Source organism: Stenotrophomonas maltophilia (assembly GCF_006970445.1).
Taxonomy (GTDB): Bacteria; Pseudomonadota; Gammaproteobacteria; order Xanthomonadales; family Xanthomonadaceae; genus Stenotrophomonas; species Stenotrophomonas maltophilia_AU.
This window is the reverse complement of record NZ_CP033877.1, coordinates 47,834-73,298: the sequence shown is the minus strand read 5'-3', so window position 1 is coordinate 73,298 and position 25,465 is coordinate 47,834. Positions and strand designations below refer to the sequence as shown.

At 68.1% G+C, this 25,465-nt stretch carries 18 protein-coding genes and 1 pseudogene; 8 read left to right on the top strand and 11 right to left on the bottom strand.

What is annotated here, in order from left to right; genetic code table 11:
• The first annotated feature begins 122 nt into the window (after nt 1-122).
• A complete protein-coding gene (gene gltB / locus EGM71_RS00305) occupies nt 123-4,577 on the top strand; it encodes a glutamate synthase large subunit (protein ID WP_188486965.1) in 4,455 nt (1,484 codons plus the stop codon).
• Between the two features lie 61 nt (nt 4,578-4,638).
• The gene (locus EGM71_RS00300; RefSeq protein WP_188486963.1) at nt 4,639-6,084 is read left to right on the top strand and encodes an FAD-dependent oxidoreductase; all 1,446 of its coding nucleotides are present in this window, start codon (nt 4,639-4,641) and stop codon (nt 6,082-6,084) included.
• Here EGM71_RS00300 and EGM71_RS00295 read toward each other — a convergent pair.
• Nucleotides 6,070-8,478 (bottom strand): annotated as a pseudogene (locus tag EGM71_RS00295) (ATP-binding protein). The gene EGM71_RS00300 and the pseudogene EGM71_RS00295 overlap by 15 nt on opposite strands.
• Nucleotides 8,479-8,645: 167 nt before the next feature.
• Between EGM71_RS00295 and EGM71_RS00290 the strand changes: the two are divergent.
• On the top strand, nt 8,646-9,512 hold the full coding sequence (locus tag EGM71_RS00290; RefSeq protein ID WP_188486955.1) for a methylglyoxal synthase: 867 nt from the start codon (nt 8,646-8,648) through the stop codon (nt 9,510-9,512).
• A gap of 390 nt (nt 9,513-9,902) precedes the next feature.
• Here EGM71_RS00290 and EGM71_RS00285 read toward each other — a convergent pair whose 3' ends face one another.
• The 3 genes from EGM71_RS00285 to ttcA are packed head-to-tail and all read right to left on the bottom strand — an operon-like array spanning nt 9,903 to nt 12,580.
• Nucleotides 9,903-10,682: a M48 family metallopeptidase gene (locus EGM71_RS00285; RefSeq protein WP_188486953.1), complete on the bottom strand. Its 780-nt coding sequence runs from the start codon at nt 10,680-10,682 to the stop codon at nt 9,903-9,905.
• 59 nt (nt 10,683-10,741) lie between these two features.
• The gene (locus tag EGM71_RS00280; RefSeq protein ID WP_005411825.1) at nt 10,742-11,647 is read right to left on the bottom strand and encodes a recombination-associated protein RdgC; all 906 of its coding nucleotides are present in this window, start codon (nt 11,645-11,647) and stop codon (nt 10,742-10,744) included.
• 36 nt (nt 11,648-11,683) lie between these two features.
• Nucleotides 11,684-12,580 carry a tRNA 2-thiocytidine(32) synthetase TtcA gene (gene ttcA, locus EGM71_RS00275; RefSeq protein ID WP_188486951.1) on the bottom strand — a complete coding sequence of 299 codons (897 nt, stop codon included), beginning with the start codon at nt 12,578-12,580 and terminating at the stop codon, nt 11,684-11,686.
• A 90-nt stretch (nt 12,581-12,670) separates the two neighbouring features.
• Here ttcA and EGM71_RS00270 point away from each other — a divergent pair, with 90 nt between their 5' ends.
• Entirely contained in the window at nt 12,671-12,874 is a 204-nt protein-coding gene (locus EGM71_RS00270; protein ID WP_012509637.1) for a YdcH family protein, read from the top strand.
• A gap of 101 nt (nt 12,875-12,975) precedes the next feature.
• Here EGM71_RS00270 and plsB read toward each other — a convergent pair whose 3' ends face one another.
• From plsB to EGM71_RS00245, 5 genes are all read right to left on the bottom strand, one after another.
• Nucleotides 12,976-15,612, bottom strand: coding sequence for a glycerol-3-phosphate 1-O-acyltransferase PlsB (gene plsB, locus EGM71_RS00265; protein ID WP_188486949.1), 2,637 nt, complete (start codon nt 15,610-15,612; stop codon nt 12,976-12,978).
• Nucleotides 15,612-16,565, bottom strand: a complete 954-nt coding sequence (locus EGM71_RS00260) for a hypothetical protein (protein WP_188486947.1) — start codon at nt 16,563-16,565, stop codon at nt 15,612-15,614. Before EGM71_RS00260 ends, plsB begins: the two co-directional genes overlap by 1 nt.
• A 298-nt stretch (nt 16,566-16,863) precedes the next feature.
• Nucleotides 16,864-17,703, bottom strand: a complete 840-nt coding sequence (locus tag EGM71_RS00255; RefSeq protein WP_188486945.1) for a S1 family peptidase — start codon at nt 17,701-17,703, stop codon at nt 16,864-16,866.
• Nucleotides 17,704-17,921: 218 nt separating this feature from the next.
• On the bottom strand, nt 17,922-18,647 hold the full coding sequence (pyrF, locus tag EGM71_RS00250) for an orotidine-5'-phosphate decarboxylase (RefSeq protein ID WP_188486943.1): 726 nt from the start codon (nt 18,645-18,647) through the stop codon (nt 17,922-17,924).
• A complete protein-coding gene (locus EGM71_RS00245) occupies nt 18,644-19,567 on the bottom strand; it encodes a 5'-nucleotidase, lipoprotein e(P4) family (RefSeq protein ID WP_188486941.1) in 924 nt (307 codons plus the stop codon). Before EGM71_RS00245 ends, pyrF begins: the two co-directional genes overlap by 4 nt.
• A 101-nt stretch (nt 19,568-19,668) precedes the next feature.
• Between EGM71_RS00245 and EGM71_RS00240 the strand changes: the two genes are divergently transcribed.
• Entirely contained in the window at nt 19,669-20,319 is a 651-nt protein-coding gene (locus EGM71_RS00240) for a YceH family protein (RefSeq protein WP_188486939.1), read from the top strand.
• A gap of 125 nt (nt 20,320-20,444) precedes the next feature.
• Here the strand turns inward: EGM71_RS00240 and EGM71_RS00235 are convergent, their stop codons facing one another.
• Nucleotides 20,445-20,969, bottom strand: a complete 525-nt coding sequence (locus EGM71_RS00235; RefSeq protein ID WP_188486938.1) for a GNAT family N-acetyltransferase — start codon at nt 20,967-20,969, stop codon at nt 20,445-20,447.
• A gap of 335 nt (nt 20,970-21,304) precedes the next feature.
• Nucleotides 21,305-23,281, bottom strand: coding sequence for a UvrD-helicase domain-containing protein (locus tag EGM71_RS00230; protein WP_188486936.1), 1,977 nt, complete (start codon nt 23,279-23,281; stop codon nt 21,305-21,307).
• 99 nt (nt 23,282-23,380) lie between these two features.
• Here EGM71_RS00230 and EGM71_RS00225 point away from each other — a divergent pair, with 99 nt between their 5' ends.
• From EGM71_RS00225 to EGM71_RS00215, 3 genes are read left to right on the top strand one after another with little or no spacing between them, the layout of a single operon-like run.
• Nucleotides 23,381-24,052: an SEL1-like repeat protein gene (locus EGM71_RS00225; protein WP_188486934.1), complete on the top strand. Its 672-nt coding sequence runs from the start codon at nt 23,381-23,383 to the stop codon at nt 24,050-24,052.
• Complete coding sequence (locus EGM71_RS00220; protein ID WP_223224516.1) at nt 24,049-24,783, top strand: SEL1-like repeat protein; 735 nt, start codon at nt 24,049-24,051, stop codon at nt 24,781-24,783. Before EGM71_RS00225 ends, EGM71_RS00220 begins: the two co-directional genes overlap by 4 nt.
• 9 nt (nt 24,784-24,792) lie before the next feature.
• Complete coding sequence (locus EGM71_RS00215; RefSeq protein WP_008264720.1) at nt 24,793-25,413, top strand: thymidine kinase; 621 nt, start codon at nt 24,793-24,795, stop codon at nt 25,411-25,413.
• Nucleotides 25,414-25,465: the final 52 nt, after the last annotated feature.

The window sequence follows — 25,465 nt, the reverse complement described above, 5'->3', positions numbered from 1 at the left end:
CGTGTATTGCGGCGCTGCAGCAACCTGTGATCTAGTCGAGGCATCCGGTGGCCTCACGATGCGCTCCAGGGATTGAGCGGGCTTGAGTGTCCCCGTTCAATTCATCCCGCATCGAGGTAGAGATGGCCCCCCGCAACCGCCAAGGGCTTTACGACCCGCGCTCCGAGCGCGATGCCTGTGGATTTGGCATGGTCGCCCAGCTCGACGATCAACCTTCGCGCCTGTTGGTTGATACCGCCATCGCCGCGCTTTCGCGCATGACCCACCGTGGTGGCGTCGCCGCCGACGGCCTGACCGGTGATGGCTGCGGCCTGCTGCTGCGCCGCCCCGATGCGTTCCTGAAACTGCTGGCCGGCGAAGCCGGCATCACGCCCGCTGCGCGGTTCGCTGCCGGCGTCGTGTTCCTGCCACACGATGCCGATGCGGCCCACGCCTGCCGCACCCAGCTGCAGGCGCAGGTCGAAGCGGTCGGCTGCAAGGTCGCCGGCTGGCGCGAGGTACCCATCGACGACAGCGTCTGCGGCCAGCTGGCGCGCGATACGCTGCCGCGCATCGAGCAGGTGTTCGTCGATGCCGGCGTCGGCCAGGATGACGGCGGCTTCGCGCTGGCGCTGTTCCTGGCCCGTCGCCGCAGCGAACAGCAGCTGCGCGAACACGCCGATTTCTACGTCACCACCCTCACCCCGGATGCGATCAGCTACAAGGGCATGGTGCTGCCGGACAAGCTCAGCCGTTTCTATCCGGACCTGCAGCGCCGCGAACTGGCCTCCAGCGCGATCGTGTTCCACCAGCGTTTCTCCACCAACACGCTGCCGCGCTGGCCGCTGGCCCACCCGTTCCGGATGCTCGCCCACAACGGCGAGATCAACACCATCGAGGGCAACCGTCGCTGGGCGCAGGCACGCAGCAAGGTGTGGAAGACGCCGCGCTTCGACATTGGCGAGTTCGACCCGGTGATCTCCATGCACGGTTCAGACTCGCAGAGCCTGGACAACATGCTGGAGCTGATGGTGTCCGGTGGCATGGAACTGATCCAGGCACTGCGCATCCTGGTGCCCCCGGCCACCCAGTCGCTGGAGTTCAAGGACCCCGACCTGGCCGCGTTCTACGAATTCCATGGCCTCAACAGCGAGCCGTGGGATGGCCCGGCCGGCATCGTCGCCTGCGACAGCCGCTACGCCGTATGTACCCTCGACCGCAACGGCCTGCGCCCGGCACGCTGGATGCTGACCGCCGACCGCCACTTCCTGGTCGCCTCCGAAGCGGGCGTGTGGGAAGTACCGACCGAGCGCGTGGTGCGCAAGGGCAAGCTGGGCCCCGGCGAGATGATCGCCATCGACCTCAAGCGCGGCGACCTGCTCGACTCCGACGCGGTGGACCGCATCAACCGTGGCCGCGCGCCGTACAAGCAGTGGCTGCAGCAGGGCGTGACCTACCTGCAGACCGAACTGATCGACCCCTCGCTGGTAGAGGAGCCGTTCGATGAAGGCACCCTGCGCAGTTACCACAAGCTCTATCAGCTCAGCAGCGAGGAAGTGGAACAGGTGCTGCGGCCGCTGGCCGAGACCGAACAGGAAGCCACCGGCTCGATGGGCGACGACACGCCGATGGCGGTGCTGAGCCAGCGCAGCCGTCCGCTGTACGACTATTTCCGCCAGGCCTTCGCGCAGGTCACCAACCCGCCGATCGATCCACTGCGCGAAGACTGCGCGATGTCCCTGTCCACCCAGCTCGGCAAGGAGACCAACATCTTCCATGCCGGTCCGGAGACGGTGAACCACGTCATCCTCAACTCACCGGTGCTCAGCCAGCGCAAGCTGCGCCAGCTGCTGAAGATGGACCAGTACGTGCAGGCCAACCGCCTGCTCGACCTGTCCTACAGCGAAGACGAGGGCCTGCGCGCCGGCATCGAGCGCATCTGCGCCGAGGCCGAACAGGCCGCGCGCGAGGGCATGGTGATGCTGCTGCTGTCCGACCGCTACCCGGTGGCCGGGCGGCCGATGGTGCATGCCCTGCTCGCCACCAGCGCCATCCACCACCACCTCTCGCGGCTGGGCCTGCGCTGCGACGTCAACCTGATCGTCGAAACCGGCACCGCACGCGACCCGCACCACATGGCCTGCCTGCTCGGCTTCGGCGCCACGGCGGTGTATCCGTACCTGGCCTACCAGACCCTGTTCGACCTGGGCCGCCGCGGCATCCTCAAGCTCAGCAAGGGCGGCGAGCAGTCGCAGATCGGTCGCCGCTACCGCAAGGGCGTCTACAAGGGCCTGTCCAAGATCATCTCGAAGATGGGCATCTGCACCGTGGCCAGCTACCGCGGCGCGCAGCTGTTCGAGATCATCGGCCTGGAACCGGAGGTCGTGGACCTGTGCTTCCCGGATACCGCCTCGCGCATCGGTGGCGCCGGCTTCGCGCGCCTGGATACCGACGCACGCGAACTGTGCGCGCAGGCGTGGGACGCGCAGCAGGACGTGGATGTCGGCGGCCTGCTGAAGTATGTGCACGGCGGCGAGTACCACATGTACAACCCGGACGTGGTCACCACCCTGCAGCGCGCAGCACGCAGCGGTGATCCGCGCGCCTGGCAGCAGTACTGCGATGCGGTGCACGCGCGTCCGCCGTCGGCACTACGCGACCTGCTGGAACTGGTGCCGGCCGCCACGCCCACGCCGCTCGATGAAGTGGCACCGGCCAGTGCACTGTTCCCGCGCTTCGATACCGCGGCGATCAGCCTGGGTGCACTGTCACCTGAGGCGCACGAGGCGCTGGCGATTGCGATGAACCGCCTGGGTGGCCGCAGCAATTCCGGCGAAGGCGGCGAAGACCCCGCACGCTATGGCACTGCCAAGCGCAGCAAGATCAAGCAGGTGGCCTCGGGCCGCTTCGGCGTGACCGCCGAGTATCTGGTCAACGCCGAGGTGCTGCAGATCAAGGTCGCGCAGGGCGCCAAGCCCGGCGAGGGCGGCCAGCTGCCCGGCCACAAGGTCAACGAGCTGATCGCGCGGTTGCGCTATGCGCGCCCGGGCATCGGCCTGATCTCGCCGCCACCGCACCACGACATCTATTCGATCGAGGACCTGGCGCAGCTGATCTACGATCTCAAGCAGGTCAACCCGACCGCGCTGGTGTCGGTGAAGCTGGTCAGCCATGCCGGCGTCGGCACGATTGCGGCGGGCGTGGTCAAGGCCGGTGCGGACCTGATCACCATCTCAGGCCATGACGGCGGCACCGGTGCCTCGCCGGTCAGCTCGATCCGCTACGCCGGCGTGCCGTGGGAACTGGGCGTGGCCGAAGCGCACCAGGCACTGCTGGCCAACGACCTGCGCGGGCGGACCCTGCTGCAGACCGACGGCGGCCTGAAGACCGGCCTGGACGTGGTCAAGGCGGCGTTGCTGGGCGCGGACAGCTTCGGCTTCGGCACCGCGCCGATGATCGTGCTGGGCTGCAAGTACCTGCGCATCTGCCACCTCAACAACTGCGCCACCGGCGTGGCCACCCAGGATGAGCGCCTGCGCGAGAACCACTTCACCGGCCAGCCCGAGCGCGTGGAGAACTTCTTCCGCCTGCTGGCCGAGGAAGTGCGTGGCTGGCTGTCGTACCTGGGCGCGCGTTCGCTGGAAGAGATCGTCGGCCGTACCGACCTGCTGCGGCAGATCGACGCCGCACCGCGCGACGGCGTGCGCGTGGATCTGTCGCGCCTGCTGGCCGACAGCCGCTACGAGGGCAGCCACTGCGCCGCGCAGCGCCTGTACGAATCGCCGGACAGCCTGGCCACGCAGATGGATGGCCTGCTGGCGCCGGCCATCGAGCACAAGCGCGGTGGCGAGCATCGCTTCCTGATCCACAACACCGACCGCAGCATCGGCACCCGCCTGGCCGGGGCGGTGGCGCGTGCGCATGGCAACCAGGGCATGGCCGAGGCGCCACTGGAACTGCGCTTCCGCGGCAGCGCCGGGCAGAGCTTCGGCGCCTTCAACGTGGGCGGCCTGCACCTGGAAGTGGAAGGCGAGGCCAACGATTACGTCGGCAAGGGCATGGCCGGTGGCCGCCTGGTGGTGCGCCCGCCGCGTGGTGCCCGCTTCGAGGCACGCAGTACCGCGATCATCGGCAACACCTGCCTGTACGGCGCCACCGGCGGTGAACTGTTCGCTGCCGGTCGTGCCGGCGAGCGCTTCGCGGTGCGCAATTCCGGCGCGCTGGCGGTGGTCGAAGGGGCCGGTGACCACTGCTGCGAGTACATGACCGACGGCGTGGTGCTGGTGCTGGGCAAGGTCGGCCTGAACTTCGGTGCCGGCTTCACCGGCGGCCTGGCCTACGTGCTGGACGTGGACCGCGATTTCGTCGACCGCTACAACCACGAACTGATCGACATCCATCGCGTATCCGCCGAAGGCTTCGAGAACTACCGCCAGCACCTGCACCGCCTGATCGGCCGCCATCGCGAACTGACCGGCAGCATCTGGGCACAGCAGATCCTGGACGAGTTCCGCGATTACATCGGCAAGTTCTGGCTGGTCAAACCGAAGGCCGCCAGCATCGAGTCGCTGACCGAAACCCTGCGACGCGCTGCGTGATGTTTTCCGGTAGTGCCGGCCGCCGGCCGGCAACGTTCCCCCTCGCATTCCAGAGCCCGCCATGAGCCGCAAGCACGCCTTCCAGTTCCTCGACCTGCCCCGCACCATGCCGCAGCGCATTCCGGTGGAACTGCGCACGTCCGGCGACTGGGGCGAGCTGTACGGCAAGTTCGGCAAGGAAGACGCCCAGTACCAGGCCGGCCGCTGCCTGGACTGCGGCAACCCGTACTGCAGTTGGAAGTGCCCGGTGCACAACGCCATTCCGCAATGGCTGCAGCTGGTGCAGGAGAACCGCATCCACGAAGCCGCCACGCTGTGCCACAGCACCAACCCGCTGCCGGAAGTGTGCGGCCGGGTCTGCCCGCAGGATCGGCTGTGCGAAGGCAGCTGCACGCTGGAGGAATTCGGTGCGGTCACCATCGGTGCGGTGGAGAAGTACATCGTCGATACCGCGCTGGCTACCGGCTGGCGCCCGGACCTGGGCGCAGTGCAGCCCAGCGGCCGCAGCGTGGCCGTGATCGGCGCCGGTCCGGCCGGCCTGGCCTGCGCCGACCGCCTGGCCCGGGCTGGCATCGCCGCCGTGGTCTACGACCGCTACGAACAGATCGGCGGCCTGCTGCAGTTCGGCATTCCCAGCTTCAAGCTGGACAAGGATGTGATCCATCGCCGCCGCGAAGTGCTGGAGGGCATGGGCGTGCAGTTCCGCCTCGGCGTGGAGATCGGCCGCGACCTCAGCGTGCAGCAGCTGCTGGATGCCCATGATGCGGTGTTCGTCGGCACCGGCGCCTACCGCTACACCGATGGTGGCCTCGACGGCCAGGACCTGAAGGGCGTGCTGCCGGCACTGCCATTCCTGGTGCAGAACAGCCGCATCGTCGGCGGCGACGATCCGAAGGGCCGGCCGATTGCCGGCTGGGAAGACACCATCGCCCTTCCCGACCTCAACGGCAAGCGCGTGGTGGTACTTGGTGGTGGCGATACCGGCATGGATTGCGTGCGCAGCGCGGTGCGGCTGGGCGCGGCCAAGGTCACCTGTGCCTACCGCCGCGACGAAGCCAACATGCCCGGCAGCGCGCGCGAAGTGGCCAATGCGCGCGAGGAAGGCGTCCGCTTCCTGTTCAACCGCCAGCCGCTGTCGATCGAAGCCGGCGCCGACGATGAAGTGATCGGCGTGACCGTGGTCGAAACCCGGCTGGGTGAGCCCGATGCCAATGGCCGCCAGAATGCCGTGCCGATCGAAGGCAGTGAATCGCTGCTCGAGGCGGATGTGGTGATCATCGCCTTCGGCTTCTCGCCGAGCGTGCCGGCGTGGCTGGCAGAGCTGGGCGTGGAAGGCCAGTCCAACGGCCGCATCCTCGCAGGTGGCAAGGACCGCCTGCCCTTCCAGACCGCGCATCCGCGCCTGTTCGCCGGTGGCGACGCGGTACGCGGTGCCGATCTGGTGGTGACTGCCGTGGCCGAAGGCCGCGATGCCGCGGCCAGCATCGTCCGCCTACTGGCGCACTGAGTCCGGCAGCAGCAGCGCTTCCAGCAGCGCGCGCAGTTCGCGCGCCTCTACCGGCTTGGCCAGGAAATGGTCGATGCCCGCCTCACGGCAGGCCTCGCGCGTGCGCTCCAGCACGCTGGCGGTCAGCGCGATGATCGGCACCAGCGCACGGGCAGCGCAGGTATCGCTGCGGATCGCACGTGCCAGCGCGAAGCCGTCCATGTGCGGCATATGGCAGTCGGTGATCACCAGGTCGAACGGCTGCGCCTGCCAGGCCTCCCATGCCTGCAGCCCGTCGCTACAGGCGTGCACCTGCAGCCCCAGCTCGCACAGGCGTTGCTCCAGCAACTGCAGGTTGGTCGGATGGTCTTCAACAACCAGCAACCGCGCTGGCGGCAGCGCGCGTTGCGTGGCCATTGTGAGCGCCGGTGCCGCCCTGGGTGCCGCACAGCCCGCCAGATCCAGCTCCAACCATACAGCGGTGCCCTTGCCGGGCACGCTGCGCAGGTGCAGGTGCCCGCCCATCGATGCCGCCAGCTCGCGGCAGATCGACAGGCCCAGGCCACTGCCACCGAAGCGGCGCGTGGTCGAGGTCTCAGCCTGTTCGTAGGCGGCGAACACCGCCTGCTGCCGCTCCACGCTGATGCCCACGCCCGTATCGGTCACCTGCAGGCGCAACCGCTGGCCGCCATCGCGCTGCTGCAGCACGTGGGCCTGCAACACCACGCTTCCCTGCAGGGTGAATTTGAGTGCATTGCCGGCCAGGTTGAACAGGACCTGCCGCAGGCGCAGCCCATCGGCCAGCGACCAGGCCTGCAACGTCGGGTCGATCTCGCTGTGCAGGTGCAGGCCGCGGCTGGCCGCAACGGGCATCAACAGCTGCTGCACCGCGCGCACCAGCGCCGCCAGGTCGATCGGCCGCAGCTGCAGTGGCGCCGGCTGCAGGCGCTGGCTGTGCAGCACATCGTCGAGGATCTGCCGCAGCATCTGCGCGGCCTCACCCACGGTGGTCAGCACCTGCCGCTGGCCCGCGTCCAGGTCACTGCCAGCCAGCCGCTCCAGCATGCCCAGCAGGGTGCTCATCGGTGTGCGGATCTCGTGGCTCATGGTCGCCAGGAAATGGCTCTTGGCCAGCGCCGCCTGCTCGGCCGCACGGCGCGCATCGGCCAGCGCCGCCGCACGCACCTGCGCTTCGCTGACATCCATCCAGTAGCCGCTCCACTCCACGCTGCTGTCATCGCACTGCAGGGGTCGCCCCTGCGAACGGACTCAGCGCCAGCCCTGCGCCGACCGGGTACGGAAGGTAACGTCGATCGGACCGCGCACGAGTGCAGCCGCTTCGATGCTCGCCATCACCCGGCTGCGATCATCGGCATGCACGGCCGCCAGCAGCTGCAGATGGTCGATCCGCGCGGCCTCCTTACCTACCCCGAACAATGCCTGCATGTCGCCGGCGATCTGCGCCAGGCTGTAGTGGCCGGTTGCCGAACGGCGCGCCTGGTAGACCACCGCCGGCAGGTTCGCGGTGACTTCGTGCAACCGCTGCTCCAGCACCCGGCGACGCACGCTCTCGCGATGCACACGCCAGTAGCCGAAGGCATGCAGCAGCACCAGCGCAAGCAGGATCAGCGACACCGGCACCAGCCAACGCAATGCCGAGTCGGTGAGCCGCGCGCGCGGCAGGTCCGGCAGCCAGGCGCTGCGGTCCGACGCGCGACGTGCCTCGCTCTCCTGCATCAGCTGCCGATCGAAGGCAGCGACCACCTCGGCACAGGCCGGCACGGCTGCCACCACCAGCGCATCGCCGAAGCCAGCGGGGGCTGCGATCGCCAGGGGGTCACCCGGCTCCGCGCGGAGCGCGGCTTCGACTTCAGCGAGATTGGCGACCACGGCATCGACCAGCCCGGCGCGCAGCAGTGACAGCGCGTGGTCCAGCGGCGTCGGTGCCAGCAGCTGTGCACCCGGGGCCTGTTCGGCCAGCAACGCGTCCAGTGGCAGCCGGTCCGGGCTGGCCACGCTGCGGCCACGCAGGCCCTCCAGCCCCAGCACCGCCGCTGCGCCCTCGCGCCGCACGATCACCTGTGGCACTTCCAGGTAGGCCCTGCTGGACACCCAGCCGGCCGGCAGCTGCGCGCGCGGCCAGCCCAGCAGCACCTGGGTGCCGGCCGGCAGCGAGCCATCGGCGAGCGTCGCAGCGGGCAACGGCTGCGCATGCTGTACCGCCTGCATGCCCAACAGCGGCAGATAGTTCGCGGCCAGGCCCGCAAGCTCGCCCTGCACGCCGTATGACAACGGCGGCCGATCGGAGCGCCATGCCACCTGCGGGGGACTCGCGCAGCCGGACGCGGCGGCGATGCCGGGCAGCAGCAGCGATGCCATGACAGCGGCGACGGCACGGCGGCCGGCGACATTCACGGTAGACGTCCTCATTTCGCGGGCAGGAACCACGGCCGCGCAGCGGTACCGCTGACAGCCACGCTAGCGAGGCAGGCTTCCGCGACAATGAGAAAAATTGGAAAAGCATCCGCATCGGCGAATGCCGACATACACTGCCGCATCTACCCGTCCCTACGGAGCGCTCGATGCGTATCGGCCTGGCCGCCAACCGTCTCCATCACCACGATGCGCGCGCCGCGCTGTTCCGTTGGCTGCGTGCCAGCGAGGCAGGCCTGCGTGAACTGGGGGTGTCACTGCATGCGGTCGGGCGCACCCACGATGCGATCGAACGGCAGGGATTCCTGGCCGGCTACGGTGGCCTGCACCGGTATCCCTACGGACGCGAGGGTGGCCTGATGAAGCTGGTGGCCGAAGTGGTCGGCATGGGGCCGGAGCGGACACTGGACGGTGCGATCTACCTGATCGACCCGGTCGATCCTTCCTCGGTGTTTCCGGAGGCAACCGCGCTCAAGCGGCAGTGCGTCATCCACGGCAAGCCGTTCATTTCAACCGTGGCCACCGCGCGTGACTGGATCGAGGTGGAACGCATCCACGCCGGACGGGCTGCCGATCCCGGTGCCGACGATCTGCATGCCTTCCAGGAACAGACACTGGCACTGATCGCGCATGATGCGATGAAGCCGGCGATGCTGGCCTTTGCCGATGAACACTTCGACGTGCTGGCTCGGTTTGGCCAGCGCGTTGCCACCGGTACCACCGGCCAGCGCTTGAACGAGCTGGCCTGGAGCCGGGGTTGGCCCAGTGATACACCGTGGGTGACGCGTTACCAGAGCGGCCCGATGGGCGGTGATGCGCAGATTGCCGACCGGGTGCTGGAGGGACGCTGCCAGCGCGCGATCTTCTTCGAGGACCCGCATGTGGCGCGCCAGCACGAGGCGGATATCCAGCTGCTGGAGCGCGCGGTGACAACGGTGACCGACCAGGCGGTGTGCATCACGGCACCGCGGGTGGCGGCACGGTGGGCGGCGGCGGCGGCGTTGCGGGCGGGGTGAGGGTTTCGGCCAACAGCTGAGCCCCTCGTGGTGGGTGGCATCCGACGGCAAAGCCGTGCTTGGCCGGGCGGGTGAGCCATGCAGGGGACGCTGCAAGTACGTCCCTGTAAGCTTGATGGCGCCAACGCCCCTGCATGGCCCACCCGCCCGTCCTTCGACAGATTCCGGTGTGCCCACCACGGAAGAAAGAAGGAAGAGCAGGAGCGGGTCGCGCGCTGCGCGCGCTCTGCGGCGCGCTCCCATTCCGCGGAGTTGTTGTTCTTCACTCTGTAGCGTCGAGCTTGCTCGACTGCTCAGCACACGGTCTGGAGGAAAGCCCCTTCTGTTGAAGGGGCGCGCCGAAGGCGGGGGTAGAGGAAGAATGCGTGGGCAACTGCTGTAGCGCTGGCGCTACAGCAGTTGCCGGAGCATGGCCTTGAGTCTGCGCCCTTCGAGCTGGAAGTAGTCGCGCTGTTCGCGCCAGGCAGGAAAGCGTTGTTCCACTTCATGCCAGAACGCGGGCGAGTGGTTCGGCTGGATCAGGTGGCAGAGTTCGTGCACCAGCACGTACTCGAACGCTTCCGAACGACCCAGCACCAGGGCCAGGTCCAGTGCCATGCTGCCGTCCGGCGCCAGCGAGCCCCACTGCGAGGACATCACCTTCAGCCGCAGGCGGCTGGGTGCGCGTGGCAGGGAGGGCAGGTACTTCGGCAACCAGCGGCCGACGTCGGCGCGGGTCTGGGCTTCGTAGAACTCGCGCAGCAGGCGCCGCAGGGTGGCATCGCCGCCCCGGGTCGGCCACTGCACGCAGGCGCCGTGTTCATCGATCTCCAGCCGCGCGTAGCGGCCTTCCTGCCAGCGCAGCGGCAACAGTTCGCCACGCAATGGCAGCACGCCGTCTTCGCCGGGCTGCAGCGGGGCCGGCAGGCCCTGGCCCTGATACTGGCGCAGCTGCAGCGCCAGCCAGTCGCGGTGCTGCTCCAGGAAACGCTCGCCCATCACCAGGCTGGCCCGCAGCGGCAGGGTCAGTCGTGCGCCACGCTCGTCCACGCTCAGCTTGATCCGGCGCGCACGCGGATCGCGCACGCGCAGCACCTCGATCTCGGCATCCTCCAGGCGCAGGCGAACGGTGTCGCGCTGCACGGTAGCGGGCGGGGTCGGGCTGATCAGGCGGCGCAGCAGACGGCTCATGCGCCCAGCATAGCGCCGCTTCGGGCCGCCGGATGACCGGCGGCCGTCGGGCTGCCTGTTCAGTCAGCCTTGCTGAGCTTGAAGGCTTCTTCCAGCAACAGGAACAGGCGGCGGATCTCGGCGCTCTGCAGGGCGAAGCGGGCATCGAACTCGGCGCGGCGGCCGTCTTCGTCGGCATGCTCCAGCTGGTCCAGGGCACCGTCGAGGAACTTCAGCTTGCGCACGATCAGGTCGTCGCCGATCACGAAGGATAGGTTGTCCTCGAAGATCAGCGCCAGCTTGGTCACCTGCTTGCCGGCGTCCAGGTGCTTGTCGATCTCGTCGCAGCGCAGTTCCTGGTGCTGGCACTTGACCACCGCACCGCCTTCGACCGGATCCTTCATCTCGCACTCTTCGCCCAGGCTCAGCCCGGTCGGCAGCGGCTCGCCGGCGATCCAGCCGGTCAGGATCGAGCGCGGCGCGACTTCGGCGTTCAGCGGCATCGCCGGGAAGCTGCCAAGCAGGCCGCGGATGTCGGACATGAAGTACTCGCCGGTCTTGCGGCTGGAGGTATCCACCGCCACGTAACCGTGCTGCAGGTCGATGAAGGCATCGTTGCGCGAGGACTTCACGAAGGCGCGCGGCAGCAGTTCATGCAGCAGGTCGTCCTTCATGCGCTTGCGCTCGCGGCCACCCGGGCGGCGGCCTTCCTTCTCCTCGATCTCCTCCAGCTTGCGCTCGAGCAGGTCGTTGACCACGGCCGCCGGCAGGATCTTGTCCTCGCCGCCCACGGTCAGCCACAGGTGCTCGGCGATACGGTGGGACAGCAGTTCCTTCTCTTCGCGGCCGAACGGCGAGATGAAGCCGCGCGAATTCATTTCCAGTGCGCCGACCGGCTTCAGCAGGGCGTGCGGCAGCAGGGTGTCGACTTCGGAAAAATCGGTGGTGGTCGGGAAACGGAAGAACGTCAGGTTGCGAAAGAACATGGAATTCCGGTGTCTGAAGTAGAAGGGCGCCCGACCTTAAACGGCAGGCGTCTCGGGGGCTGCGTCGGCCAGCCAGGCATCGGCATGCGCCGCATGCCCGCTGCGGCCCAGGGCCCTGAAATCGAACAGCGTGGCATCGGCCAGTTGCGCTGGCCGCACATCGGCCATGGCGCGTGCGATCTGTTCGATGCGGCCCGGATGGTCCTGGTCCCACTGCTTGAGCATCAGGCCAACCTGCCGACGCTGCAGGTTTTCCTGGCTGCCACACAGGGTGCAGGGAATGATCGGGAAACGGCGGGCCTGCGCGTACTCGGCGATATCGTGCTCGCGCACATACGCCAGCGGGCGGATCACCACGTGCTGGCCATCGTCGCTGAGCAGCTTCGGTGGCATGGCCGCCAGCCTGGCATGGTGGAACAGGTTCATGAACAACGTAGCCACCATGTCGTCGCAATGATGGCCCAGCGCGATCCGGGTGAAGCCATGCGCCTTGGCGTGGTTGTACAGCGCCCCCCGGCGCAGCCGCGAGCACAGCGAACACATCGTGCGGCCTTCCGGGATGACCCGGCTGACCACCGAATAGGTGTCCTGCTCGATGATCTGGTACGGCACACCCAGCGCGGCCAGGTACTCCGGCAGGACATGCTCCGGGAAACCGGGCTGCTTCTGGTCCAGGTTCACCGCGACCAGTTCGAACGGCACCGGCGCCTTCTTCTGCAGCTGCAGCAGCAGGTCCAGCAGGGTGTAGCTGTCCTTGCCGCCGGACAGGCAGACCATGACCTTGTCGCCCGCTTCGATCATGCCGAAGTCGGAGATGGCCTGGCCGACCTGGCGGCGCAGGCGCCTGCCCAGCCTGTCCAGCCCCGGTCCGGCCACGCGCGGACCACGCGAAGCGCGCTGCGAAGGATCGGGCAGGGAAATCACGGCGGTCATCGGTCCATTCTAACGGCTTGCGGCAGCCTGGGCCCCGTGTCGGGGTTTCCCTCTCCCGGCAGTCATCATCGCTGTGTATGCTCGGAGGCTGTGGACACCTACAGCCCCGCCGAGATCGTCGAACACCTCGCCGCCCTGCGTGCCGAGCACCGCCTGCTGGATGAACAGATCACCCGCATGGCCGCCAACGGTGAGGACGAGCTGGAGTCCAAGCGGCTGAAGCGGCGCAAGCTGCAGCTGAAGGACTGCATCGCCAAGCTGGAAAGCCTGCAGATTCCCGACGAGCCGGCCTGAGCGGTGGCCCATCTACGCATGGCGTGGATCTACTGCTTCGCCCCCGGTAGATGCCAACCTTGGTTGGCATGCCGTTCGCCGGGCAGGACCCGGCGCTACCTTCAATCCTGCGGCGCAGGCTCGTCCGGACGAGCCGCTTCCGGGCTCACCCGTTCGATGGTGTGGCGCAGCTCGCGGCCGAGGATGAACTTGGCATCCTTGGCCCAGGCATCCAGGCGTTCGTCGAACAGCAGCTTGCTGTTTTCGTCCGGCCACACCAGGCGCAGTTCGCGCAGCTTCTGGATGAAGCCGCGGAACAGGGACTTGTCGAAGAACTCCGGTGCGGCCGGCGCGTACAGCAGGCTCAGCCGCTGCGCGGCCTGCTGGCAGAGGCTTTCCAGCTCGGCGGCGCCGAGCACGCCCGGGCCGTTCTTCACCAGCACCGAAATGGCGATGTAGTAGCGCTCGAACGCCTGCTGCAGCGAATGGCCGATCGCACGCAGGCGGAACACCTCGTCGGTCTGCCCGGTGTTGCGTGCCAGGATGCCGCCGTCGTCATCATTGACGTTCTGCAGCAGGCCCTCGCGCACGAACACGTCGATAGTCCGGTCGATGCGCTGGGCGAACTCGTCCTCGCTCCACGGCAGGAACAGTTCGGCCTGCAGGAACGGGTACACGGTACGGCCCAGCTGGACCAGGCCGGTACGGCTCATGCGGCGGTTGTTCTGGAAGCAGCAGGCCACCCACGACGAGGCGGTGAACAGGTGCACCACGTTGTTGCGGAAGTAGCTGAGCAGCACCGCGGTGTCGCCGCTGACGCTGAGCACATCGCCCAGCGGGTGCTTGATGCGGGTGAGGACGTTGATTTCCTCGGCATGGGCGATGATCCGCTCCGGCGAGTGCGGGGTCACCGTCACCCGGTCCGAATACGGCATCTCGACCAGCAGGGTCTTGCACAGCTCGATCTGCGCGATCAGGTCGGCCTCGCCCATCGCGTGCTTCGGCGTGGACAGCAGGGCCAGCGCCAGCAGGTTGATCGGGTTGACGTCGGCGGCGCCGTTGATGCGCACCTGGATGCGTTCGGCCAGCGTATCCACCGTGGTCGACAGCCAGGCCGGCTTCTCGTCCTCGGACACCGCCTCGCCCTTCCATTCCGGCGCTTTCTCGGCCAGCACGTCGTTCAGCGCGATCGGCTCGCCGAAGTTCACCACCACCTGGCCGTAGTTCTGCTTGAGCACCTTGGGAATGCCCCACAGCAGCGACCAGATCGATTCCTTTTCCTTCGGCCGGCCGGACAGTTCGTCCAGGTAGCTGCCGCCTTCCATCAGCTTCTCGTAGCCGATGTAGATGGGCTGGAACAGCACCGGCTTGCGCGGCTGGCGCAGGAACGCACGCAGCGTCATCGAGATCATGCCGCCCTTGGGCTGCAGCAGGCGCCCGGTACGCGAGCGGCCGCCTTCGACGAAGTACTCCAGCGAATAGCCACCGGCCACCAGCTGCGCGACGTATTCACTGAGCACCGCCGAGTACAGCGCGTTGCCGCGGATCGAGCGCCGAATGAAGAACGCACCGCCCTTGCGCAGCAGGGTGCCGACCACCGGCAGGTTCAGGTTGATGCCGGCCACGATGTGCGGCGGCACGATGCCACGGTCGTACAACAGGTAGGACAGCAGCAGGTAGTCCATGTGGCTGCGGTGGCTGGGCACGTAGACCACTTCGTGGCCCGGCGCGGCAGCCTTGAACTTGTCCAGGTGGTGCACCAGCACGCCCGCATAGATGCGGTTCCACACATGGCTGAGCATGAAGCTGGCCGAGCGCACCACCGGGCTGGAATAGTCCGCGGCGATTTCCCAGGCGTAGGCGTGCGCCTTCTTCCAGGCATCGGCCGGCTTCGAGTTGTCACGCTTGGCCTGCGAGGCGATCGCTTCGCGCACCGGCTCGGCGGCCAGCACCTGGTCCACCAGCAGGCGCCGGGTCGACAGGTCAGGACCGATCACCGATTCACGGATGCGGCGGAAGTGCGTACGCAGCACGCGCTGCAGCTTGCGCACCGTGCGTTCCGGCTCCAGGCCTTCGTCCACGGTGCTGCGCAGCGAGATCGGCGGGGCGAAGCGGACAATGGTGCTGCGGCCGTTCAGCAGCACCGCCAGCAGGCGGCGGAAGCGGCCGACCAGCGCCCAGTTTTCCGAAAACAGCACCGCGAACCAGCCGCTCTGCTTGTCCGGCGCGCGGCCGACGAAGATCGACACCGGCACCAGGTGCACGTCCAGGTCATCGCGCACGCGGTGCGCCTGCAGGACCTTGGCCAGCGAATCGGAATGGGTCTTGGCGCCGCGCTGCTCAGGGATCAGCGAGTTGCTGGAGCTGCGCCGCGACAGCGCCAGGTAGGCGCGCTTGCGGCCGGTCGGGTCACCGGCCAGCGGCACCAGCGGCGACGGCAGGCCGGCCTGGCGGCAGGCCTTGTCCAGGATCAGTGCGTTGGACAGGCCGTAGTCTTCCAGCACGTACATGACCGGGCGGCCATCGTTGTACTGGCCCGGGTCTTCCGGCTCGATCTTCAGCGACAGCCACGGCTCGACCAGGCGGCCCAGCAACCGTGCCCACAGCGGGCGGCGGCCAGCCGGACGCGCGTGCGCGGGCGGCGGAACCGGGTTCGGGCCGGTACCGGTCGAGGGGGACGCCGGCACCGTATCGGCGGGCGTCGACTGGGATTCTTCGCCGGGGAACGGCAGCGGGTTCTGTTTCGACATCGGCGCCATTATGGCTTAGGCGGCGGCGTTGCCGCTTCCCCACCCTCGGCGGGGGCTTCAGCCGGTGCTGGCGACGCAGCAGCGCGGGCCGCGTCGGCCTTGCGCAGCAGCGCGTCGGTGTCGGCCAGGGTGCGGGTCAGGTACCAGTGGCCCTCGCGCCGGCTCAGCGGCAGCTGCAGGGTCATCTCGCGGCCGGCCAGGTCGTAGTGCAGGCGCACCAGCGCATTGTCGCCCTCCACCGAGAGCAGCTCGCCACGCACGCTGCGCAGCGCGTCGTCCACGCCCAGCCCGTAACTGCCGAGCACTGCCTTGAGGGTGTGGATGAACGGCGCCAGCTGCTGCAGGCTGCCTTCCATGCCGGCGGCCTGCAGGCCGGCTTCGTCATCGAAACCGACCTTGTTGGCGGCACCGACCAGCGCGGCGATGGTGCTGCGGGCACGTGCGCGGTCGCTGATCGGGGCGCCCTGCGCCCAAACCGCCAAGGTCTCGACCAGGGCGATGTAGTGGGCCTGCTGGCCCGCCGTGTAGCCCTTCTGGTGGCGCAGGTACTGCACGCCGAAGTTGCCCATCGACTGCGCAGCCTGGCGCACGGCGCTGGCCTGGCCGGCCAGCTGGCGATCGAAGCTGCGCTGCAGTTCGGTGCTGGCATCAGGCTTGCGCAGCGCGGCCAGCATCGGTAGCAGCTGGTCACCCAGCGGCAGTTCGGTCAGCGGCCACTGGCTGTGGCCCTCCGCCCAGGCCTGCTGCAGGCGCTGGTACTGGCCCGGCGGCACCGACAGCTTTGCGTAGCCGACCAGATCATCCTCGGCCAGGCGCAACGCCATCGCCTGTACCGCAGCCACCGGCTCGGCCGCCGGCCGGGCCGGATCGTTGGCAGACTCGCGGCACGCCGCCACGGCCAGCAGCAGCATGGCCGCCAGCCCCCATCCACGCGCAGACCTTCCTCGCACCGCCACGCTCATGCACTCGGACTCCCCGGACCGGCCCGCATCTTGCGGCCTGCGACGTGACAGCGGCAAGCCGCGCGGTCACGGTTTCCAGCCAAGGGGGTCAGATCCCTTCTGCCGCGGGCAGGAGGGATCTGACCGCAGAGCCGCCACCGGGATAAAAAAAGAGCCCGGATCACGGGGATCACAGGCTCTTCAAGCCGGCACGAGGCCGGAGGACAGTGTTGTGGCACATGTCCGGTCCAAGGACCGGATGGCGGCGATCCTACGCTGCCGCTCAAGTTAAGGCAACACTTCACGTAATGCGATGTATCTAATTGATTTTATTGAATAAATCACGTTGCCAGACGGCCTCGATGAAATCTACGGCATGTTTTTCGGCGATTCGGGCATAAACGCCCGGGTAGCCAGCAAGCGCGCAGCCCTCACCCCAGCTGACGATGCCGAACTGGGTCCAGCCATCGCGCAGGCGCAGCAGCAGTGGCCCGCCGGAATCGCCCTGGCAGCTGTCGATACCCTCGCGGCCGGCGCAGATGACCTTGCCGCGTGACAATTCACCGCCATAGGCCTGCTGGCATTCGGTGAAGGAAACGAACGGCACCTGCACGGTCTGCAGCTGAGTCGGGTAGATCCGGCCATCGCCGATGTCGGTGTCCCCCCAGCCGATCACGGTGAATTCGCGGCCCGGCTTGAGATAACTGGCGTCGGGCCGCAGCCGCAGTGCCACCGGCTGTGCACCGTCCAGGGGGGTGCTGAGCTGGATCAGGGCCACGTCGTGCTCCAGCGAATTGCCGCTGTTGAATGCGGGATGGACGTGGATCGCCTTGACGTTGGACGGTCGTCGCGTGGCGTCGGTGGAGAGTGCGGCCTGGCCCCCCAGCACCGCCAACCCCATCGGTTGTTCGCCCTGCAGGCAATGCGCGGCGGTGAGCACCCACGAGGGTGAGATGAGGGTGCCCCCGCAGAAGTGGCGGTCATGATCCGAATCGCCGTCGAAGATGCCCTGGATGCTGACCATGAACGGGTATTCGCCGGCCGGAGCCGCTTCACCGCCGATGATGCGCGGTACTTCGCGTGCCTGCGGCGCAGCGATGGCGGGTACGGCAGACGCGGCCAACAGCAGGCCGATGAACAAAGAGGTGCTGCGATACATATCCCTGTACTCCTCTATCGATGGTTGAAACCGGCGCGGCCGCGGTCCGTGCCGGTGCATCGATTGGGGAACAGTGGAGAGGCCCACAGCGCGAACGCGCGCACAGTTCCGGTGCGTGACGCTGTGTGCGACAGGTGCAGACCCACAAATGCGAACGCCATCCCGCATGGATCGGGATGGCGTTCGTGGTGCCGGCGTGACCGGCGTCGGCGCTGGGCTCAGCGGGCAGCCAGAGCCGACGCGATTTCCTGCTGGATTGCCCGTGCTGCAGCCTGCGGATCGGCCGCCAGGCGGATCGGGCGGCCGACCACGATGGCATCGGCGCCATCGGCAAAGGCCTGCGCCACGCCAACGGTGCGCTTCTGGTCATCGCCGACCGGACCACCGGGGCGGATGCCCGGGCAGACGATCGAGAACCCAGCGCCGGTGGCGGCACGGATCGGAGCGGCTTCCTGGCCCGACGCAATCACGCCGTCGATGCCGGCGGCCTGGGCGGCCAGCGCGCGCTCGACCACCACGTCCACCGGCTCGCGGTCGATGCCCATCTGCGCCAGGTCGGGGCGCCCCATCGAGGTCAGCACGGTCACCGCCAGCAGGCGCATGTCGCTGCTGTTGGCAGCCGCGCAGGCCTCCATCATGGCCGGGTGCCAGCCATGGATGGTGGCGTAGCTGACCGGCCACTGCGACAGGCGCTTGATCACGGCCGCAGCGGTGGCCGGGATGTCGAAGAACTTCAGGTCGACGAATACGCGCTTGTCGCGGCGGGCCAGCTCATCGAGCACCTGGAAGTACTCGCCGGAGGCAAGCAGTTCCATGCCGATCTTGTAGAACGCCACGCTGTCGCCGAGGCGATCGACCCACGCCAGCGCCTGCGCGCGGTCAGGCACGTCCAGCGCGAAGATCAGGCGCTCGTCATCGCGCAGCGGCAGCGGTGCGCGGCTCACGGTGCGTAGTCCAGCGCGGCGCGCTTGGCGTCGTGGCGGGCCTGGCGCGACTGGCTGTAGTCGTTGTTGAACTGCGCCGGCTCGAAGCCGCCGTAGGTCGGGTTCGGCAGCATCCACCAGCGCTCACCGAACCAGTCGTGGTACTGCTGCAGCAGCGCGTCGCGGCCATCGTTGGTGTTGGCGGTCACTTCGACGAAGTCACCCAGCTGGTCGCCGAACTGCATCAGCACGCGGTACTTCTGCCCGGCCAGGCGGCGGCGGCAGTTCTTCTCGCTGCCGTTCTGCTCGCACCCCGGCACCACCGTGCCCAGGCCGAGGAACACGCTGTCATCGGCCACCGGCAGGCCCTGCTCGCGCAGGTTGGCCAGGGTCGCGTCCTTCAGGTGCACGGCACGGTTGGAGATGTACAGCAGGGTCACGCCCTTGGCGTTGGCGGCCTTGGCGAAATCAACCACGCCCGGGATCGCCTTGGCCTTCTTTTCGGCCACCCACTGGTCCCAGGTCAGCTCGTCGTATTCCTTGCCGTCGCGCACCAGGCGCGCCTGGTAGGGCGAGTTGTCCAGCACGGTCTCGTCCACGTCCAGCACCACGGCCGGCTTCAGGCCCTTGGCGTCGTTGCCGCGCTCTTCCGGCACCAGTGCGTCCCAGTGGGCTTCCTTCAGCGCCGCATCCAGGTGGTCGGCGGCGGCACGGTAGGTCTGCTCGGTGATCGCCTTGTACTCCTGCGCGCGCTGCATCCACAGCACCGCGTTGAGGTTGTCGTTGGCGGTGGCATCAAGCGCACCACCGGCCTTGGCGGCGGCGGCCGGGGCCTCCGGGGCCGCGGCTTCAGCGGCAGGCGCATCCACGCGCTTGCAGGCGGACAGGCCCAGCGCCGCGGTGGCGAGCAGGGTCAGGGACAGGGAAACGGGACGACGCATGGGTTCACCGGCAATCAGATATACCGGCGCATTTTACCGGCAAAGCCGGCCCTGGGACGGCTATGCTTGGCGGTTGACCCGTTGCCCTTCCGGAGGCCGCCATGACCGATTCCACCCAGATCCCCGACGTCCCCCTGCTCGACGCCGTGCAGGCCCGCCTGCTGGGCTGCCTGGTGGAGAAGGAGGCGACCACCCCGGACACCTACCCGCTGACGGTCAACGCCGCCCAATCGGCGGCCAACCAGAAGACCGCGCGCGAGCCGGTGATGAACGTGGACGCCGGCAGCGTGCAGCACGCGCTGCGCCAGCTGGAGGCGTTGGGCCTGGCCCGCCAGCACTTCTCCTCGCGTGCCGACCGCTACGAGCACCGCCTGCAGGCCGCGCTGGACCTGACCCGGCAGCAGACCGTGCTGCTCGCGCTGCTGCTGCTGCGTGGGCCGCAGACGCTGGGCGAGCTGGTGACGCGCTGCGAACGCCTGCATCGCTTCGCCGACACCGACGAAGCCCGCCACGCCATCGAGCGCCTGCAGCAGCGCGCGCTGCTGGTGGTGCTGCCGCGCGCCAGCGGCCAGCGCGAAGACCGCTACATGCACCTGCTGTGCGGCGAGGTGGACGGCGCGGCGCTGGCGGCCAAGTACGCCGGCAGCGGCGGTGGCAGCGAGGCCGCCGACCCGGGCCTGGCCGAGCGCGTGGCCCAGCTGGAAGCGGCCGTGGCCGATCTGCAGGCACAGCTGGCCGAACTGCGCGGTTGAACGTCCACATGCGGTAGTGCCGGCCGCTGGCCGGCAACCCAGGTTCACCGTGATGCCGGCCAGCGGCCGGCACTACCGGATGTCCTGCCGATGCAGTGCCGACCAACGGTCGGCACCCACCACGATCAAACCTCGGCCGCACCCGGCGAGGCATATAACCGGCTCGGGCTGTCCACGCCCGGCAGCTGGATCACCCCGCGTTCCTGCATGCCCAGGCCCAGCAGGATCTTCCCGGACACCACATTGTCCAGGTCGGTGATGCCGTACAGATCCACGATGCCCAGCTCCGCACGTGCATGCGCGAACACCGCCCGCGCCGCCTCGCCGGCATAGCCCTGCCCGGCGAATTCCGACAGCACTGCATAGCCGATATCCGGCCCCGGCAGGCCATCCCGCCGCACCAGCCCGGCATTGCCCAGCCAGGCACCATCGGACAAGCGCTCGATGGCATACATGCCGAACCCGTTCAACGCATAGCTGTGCAGCACCCGCAGCGCGATGTACTCCCTCGCCTGCTCTTCACTGCGCACATCTCGGTCGCCGATGAAGCGCAGGAAGCCCGGATCATTCAACAGCGCCAGCATCGGCGCCGCATCGCGATCAGGTTCGATCGCACGCAGTCGCAGGCGTTCACTTTCAATCGGATGCACGCGCAGACCTCCAGCCGAAACCCCGATTCTGCCTCAACCCCCGGCTGTTGAATTTGATTTTCCTTGCATTGCCGTGGAAGGACGCGCCCGGAATCTGTCAGAGGCCGGTCGGGGTGGGTTCGCGGGGGTATCCGCGCCATGGATGGCGCGGCTAAGCCCCCAGGGGTGAGGGCGCTTTGCTTGCGAAGTACTGCTTCGCAAGCGCCCGAACGCACAGCCCCCAGTGGCTGGGCCGGTCTGGGGGTTTACGGCGTCCCCCGCGAACCCACCCCGACCGGCCACACCGCAGGACCAACGCGCACTCCACCACGGAGGGGCGGCGCCGTTGGAGCGGCTTAGTCGAACAACGCCTCGATCGCCGCCAACCCCGCGCTCGCCCGCTCCTTCTTGCGCGCCGCATCGGCCACCGGATCAGCACCATCGCGCTGGATCTCCTCGGCCGGAATCTCCTCGAAGAACCGGCTCGGCTTCAACCGCACGTGCTCGCCGAACTTGCGGGTCAGCTTGCTGTAACTCATCCACAGCTGGATCTTGGCGCGGGTGATGCCCACGTACAGCAGGCGACGCTCTTCCTGCAGGTTGCCTTCGTCCAGGCTGACCTGGTGCGGCAGCACGCCATCCTCGCAGCCGACGATGAACACGTACGGGAATTCCAGGCCCTTGGAGGCGTGCATGGTCATCATGCGCACCTGGTTGCCGCCCTCGTCCTTGTCGCTGCGCGACAGCAGCGCCAGCTGACCAGTCAGGTCGGCGGCGGTGGCACCGCGCGGGCCGCCCTCGAACCACTGCGCCAGTTCCTCGATGTTGTTGGCTCGGCGCTGGTAACTGGCTTCTTCCTTCGCCTGCTGGCGAAGTTCGCTGAGCAGGCCCGACTCTTTGGCCACCTTGCGGATCATGTCGCCGGAACTGATCTGGCGCGTCTGCGCGCGCAGGTCACGCAGAATGTCGGTGAAGCGCGCCAGGCTGTTGGCCGCACGCGGCGGCAACTGCTGCAGGGCGCCGATCGCCTCGGCGGCCTGCGCCATCGGCATGTCCTTTTCCTGCGCCAGTTCAGCCAGCTTGGCCAGCGTGCCGGCACCGACATCGCGCTTGGGCGACTGCACCGCACGCATGAACGCGGTGTCGTCGTCCGGGTTCACCAGCAACCGCAGCCAGGCCAGCGTGTCCTTCACTTCCTGGCGCTCCAGGAACATCGTGCCGCCGGTCAGGTGGTAGGGAATGCGCAGCAGCTGCATCGCCTTTTCCAGCGGGCGCGACTGGAAGTTACCGCGGAACAGGATGCAGAAATCGCTCCACGGCACGTTGCGCGACTGCGCCACGAAGGCGATCTCGGCCGCAACCTTTTCCGCTTCGTGTTCGCTGTTGCGGCATTCCCACACGCGGATGCGCTCGCCGTCGGCCTGGTCGCTCCACAGCTTCTTCAGGTGCTCGTGCGGATTGTTGGCGATCAGCGCGTTGGCCGCGCGCAGCACGCGGTTGGAGCAGCGGTAGTTCTGCTCCAGCTTGATGATCTCCAGTGCGGGGTAATCACGCCCCATCTGCTGCAGGTTTTCCGGGTTGGCGCCGCGCCAGGCGTAGATCGACTGGTCATCGTCGCCCACGCAGGTGAAATTGCCCTTGTCACCGGCCAGCTGCTTGAGCAGGCGGTACTGCGCGTCATTGGTATCCTGGCATTCGTCCACCAGCAGGTAGCCGATGCGCTCGCGCCAGGCCAGGGCGATCTCCGGGTTCTCTTCCAGGATCTGCACCGGCAGACGGATCAGGTCGTCGAAGTCGACCGCATTGAACGCGGTCAACCGCAGCTGGTAACGCTCGTAGACGCTGGCCGCTTCCTTTTCGCGGTTGCTGCGCGCGGCAGCCATCGCCTGTTCGGGCGACAGGCCGGCGTTCTTCGCACGCGACACCAGGTTCTTCATGTCCTCGATGTCATCGGGCTTGGCGCCGTACATCAGGTCCTTGATCTGCGCGGCGGCATCATCGGCATCGAAGATCGAGAAGCCGCGCTTCAGGCCCACGGCGGCATGTTCGATCTGCAGGAACTTCAGGCCCAGCGCATGGAAGGTGCAGATGGTCACCTCGTCGGCGTCCTGCTCGCGCAGGCGCTTGGCCACGCGCTCGCGCATTTCCTTGGCCGACTTGTTGGTGAAGGTGATCGCGGCGATGCGGCGGGCCGGGTAGCGGCCACAGCCGATCAGGTGGGCGATCTTCTCCACGATCACGCGCGTCTTGCCGCTGCCGGCGCCGGCGAGCACCAGCAACGGGCCTTCGATGTGCAGGACCGCGGCAGCTTGGGGAGGATTGAGACCGTGCATGGGGACAGGATTGTAGCGGGGTGCCGGCAGGCCCACCTGACTTGCATGGTGCCCGGCCGTAAGGTATTGAATCGGCACCGGAACACAGGAGCGTGGTCCATGTCCTTGAGCATCATCGCCCGCCCGTTGGCGGCCACCCTGCTCGGCCTGCTGGCCCTGCCTGCGGCCGGGTCCAGCCCGGCGCCGCCCGCCGATGCCTATGAAACGATCGTGCTGCAGTCGCACGAGTTTCTTGTCTACCATCCGGACCTGCGCTTCCGTGGGCTCGGCATGCAGGCCCGCGAACGGGGCCGCCATGAAGAAGCCCGCAACGACTTCCGCAACGCCGCGCGCTACGGCGACAAGCTGTCACAGGCGGCGCTGGCCGACATGCTGTGGAACGGGCAAGGCGGCCCGGTCGACCGCGCGCTGGGCTACGCGTGGATGGACCTGGCGGCCGAGCGCGGCACCGAGTGGCTGGTGGTGCAGCGCGAACGCTTCTGGGAGGCGCTGTCCGCCGACGAACGCGAGCGCGCGGTGCGCGAGGGCCGCGCGCTGTACGCCGAATTCGGCGACCCGGCGGCGACGCCACGGCTGGAACGCGAACTGCGGGCCGGCAGCATGCAGCAGACCGGCAGCCGCGCCGGCTGGAGCGGCGCCATGCGCAGCCAGGGCCGCGGCGATGCCGGGTCCCGTGTGCTGCAACCGGAGAAGCACCAGTTGGCCCGCTACTGGGATCCGGTGGCCTACCGGCAATGGCAGGACGAGGAACTGGCCAGGTCGGGGCGATGATCCGCGCCTGCCAGGCCATCGTTGCCTTGGCGCTGGCACTGCTGGCGCCCGGGTACGCCGCCGCCAGCGCCTGCGCGCTCGACCCGGCCGCGTCGATCCCCTCGGCGTTGCTGACCGAGGGTTTCCTGCAGGCCCATCCCGACCTGTACTGGCGCGACCTGGGCCAGCTGTCGTGGCGACGCGGCAAGCCGGCACAGGCACGGCTGCGGTTCCAGCGCGCCAGCCTGTACGCCGACAAGTTCTCGCAGTCACTGGTTGCCCGCATGTACCAGGAAGGCATCGGCATCGACGCCGACCCGGTGCTGGCCTACATCTGGATGGACCTGGCCGCCGAGCGCGGCTACCGCGACCTGCTGGTTGAACGCGAGCGCTACTGGCAACGGCTGGATGCGGGGCAGCGCCAACGGGTGCTGGCCGAAGGCCCTGCGCTCTACGCGCAGTACGGCGATGCCGTGGCCAAGCCGCGCATGGAAACCGCGCTGCGGACCGCCCGCAATGCGATGACCGGCAGCCGCACCGGCTTCGTCAACCCGGGCCTGCGCATGGCGCTGGGCGAGGGGCCGGAGGCCAACCGGCCGGTCACCGGCAATGACTACTACCGCGATGCCTTCTGGGAACCGGCGGCCTACTGGTGCCTGCAGGAACAGATCTGGCAGAACACCCGGCTGCGGCCCAGCATCGAGATCGGTGCACCGCGGCAGATCCGCGACGGCGGGCCGGGTGGCGACTAGAATTGGCCGATGGCCAAGCTCTACTTCTACTATTCGGCGATGAACGCCGGCAAGACCACCACCCTGCTGCAGAGCGCACACAACTACCGCGAACGCGGCATGCGGGTGGCGATCCTGACCCCGCGCCTGGACGACCGTGCCGGCGCCGGCGTGGTCGCTTCGCGGATCGGCCTGCGTGCCGATGGCATGGCCTTCGACCGCGATACCGACCTGCAGCGCTGGGTCGAGCAGGATCTGGCAGCCAACGGCCCGATGGGCTGCGTGCTGGTGGACGAGGCGCAGTTCCTGACCCGCGCCCAGGTCTGGCAGCTCAGCGAAGTGGTCGACCAGCTGCGCATTCCGGTGCTGTGCTACGGCCTGCGTACCGACTTCCGCGGCGAGCTGTTCGAGGGCAGCCAGTACCTGCTGGCCTGGGCCGACGAGATGCAGGAGATCAAGACCATCTGCCACAGCGGCAAGAAGGCGACGATGACGGTGCGCGTGGACGAGCATGGCCACGCCGTGCAGGACGGCCCACAGGTGGAGATCGGTGGCAACGACCGCTACGTGTCGGTCAGCCGTGCCGAGTTCAAGAAGATCACCCGCGGCGAAGGACGGATCGATCCGGCGCAGGCACCCCTGCCGCTGTAAGGGGTGTTCTTTTGCAGGGCTTGCAGCCCTGCACCTGCCGAGGCCGGAGCCA

Bases quoted from the DNA above. Each gene is read 5' to 3' on its own strand.
- EGM71_RS00220 (WP_223224516.1), top strand. From the start codon at position 24,049: ATGATCCGCGCCTGCCAGGCCATCGTTGCCTTGGCGCTGGCACTGCTG.
- EGM71_RS00215 (WP_008264720.1), top strand. From the start codon at position 24,793: ATGGCCAAGCTCTACTTCTACTATTCGGCGATGAACGCCGGCAAGACC.
- EGM71_RS00245 (WP_188486941.1), bottom strand. From the start codon at position 19,567: ATGCGTCGTCCCGTTTCCCTGTCCCTGACCCTGCTCGCCACCGCGGCG.
- plsB (WP_188486949.1), bottom strand. From the start codon at position 15,612: ATGGCGCCGATGTCGAAACAGAACCCGCTGCCGTTCCCCGGCGAAGAA.
- EGM71_RS00300 (WP_188486963.1), top strand. From the start codon at position 4,639: ATGAGCCGCAAGCACGCCTTCCAGTTCCTCGACCTGCCCCGCACCATG.
- EGM71_RS00225 (WP_188486934.1), top strand. From the start codon at position 23,381: ATGTCCTTGAGCATCATCGCCCGCCCGTTGGCGGCCACCCTGCTCGGC.
- EGM71_RS00260 (WP_188486947.1), bottom strand. From the start codon at position 16,565: ATGAGCGTGGCGGTGCGAGGAAGGTCTGCGCGTGGATGGGGGCTGGCG.
- gltB (WP_188486965.1), top strand. From the start codon at position 123: ATGGCCCCCCGCAACCGCCAAGGGCTTTACGACCCGCGCTCCGAGCGC.
- EGM71_RS00230 (WP_188486936.1), bottom strand. From the start codon at position 23,281: ATGCACGGTCTCAATCCTCCCCAAGCTGCCGCGGTCCTGCACATCGAA.
- ttcA (WP_188486951.1), bottom strand. From the start codon at position 12,580: ATGACCGCCGTGATTTCCCTGCCCGATCCTTCGCAGCGCGCTTCGCGT.
- EGM71_RS00240 (WP_188486939.1), top strand. From the start codon at position 19,669: ATGACCGATTCCACCCAGATCCCCGACGTCCCCCTGCTCGACGCCGTG.
- EGM71_RS00255 (WP_188486945.1), bottom strand. From the start codon at position 17,703: ATGTATCGCAGCACCTCTTTGTTCATCGGCCTGCTGTTGGCCGCGTCT.
- EGM71_RS00285 (WP_188486953.1), bottom strand. From the start codon at position 10,682: ATGAGCCGTCTGCTGCGCCGCCTGATCAGCCCGACCCCGCCCGCTACC.
- EGM71_RS00290 (WP_188486955.1), top strand. From the start codon at position 8,646: ATGCGTATCGGCCTGGCCGCCAACCGTCTCCATCACCACGATGCGCGC.
- EGM71_RS00280 (WP_005411825.1), bottom strand. From the start codon at position 11,647: ATGTTCTTTCGCAACCTGACGTTCTTCCGTTTCCCGACCACCACCGAT.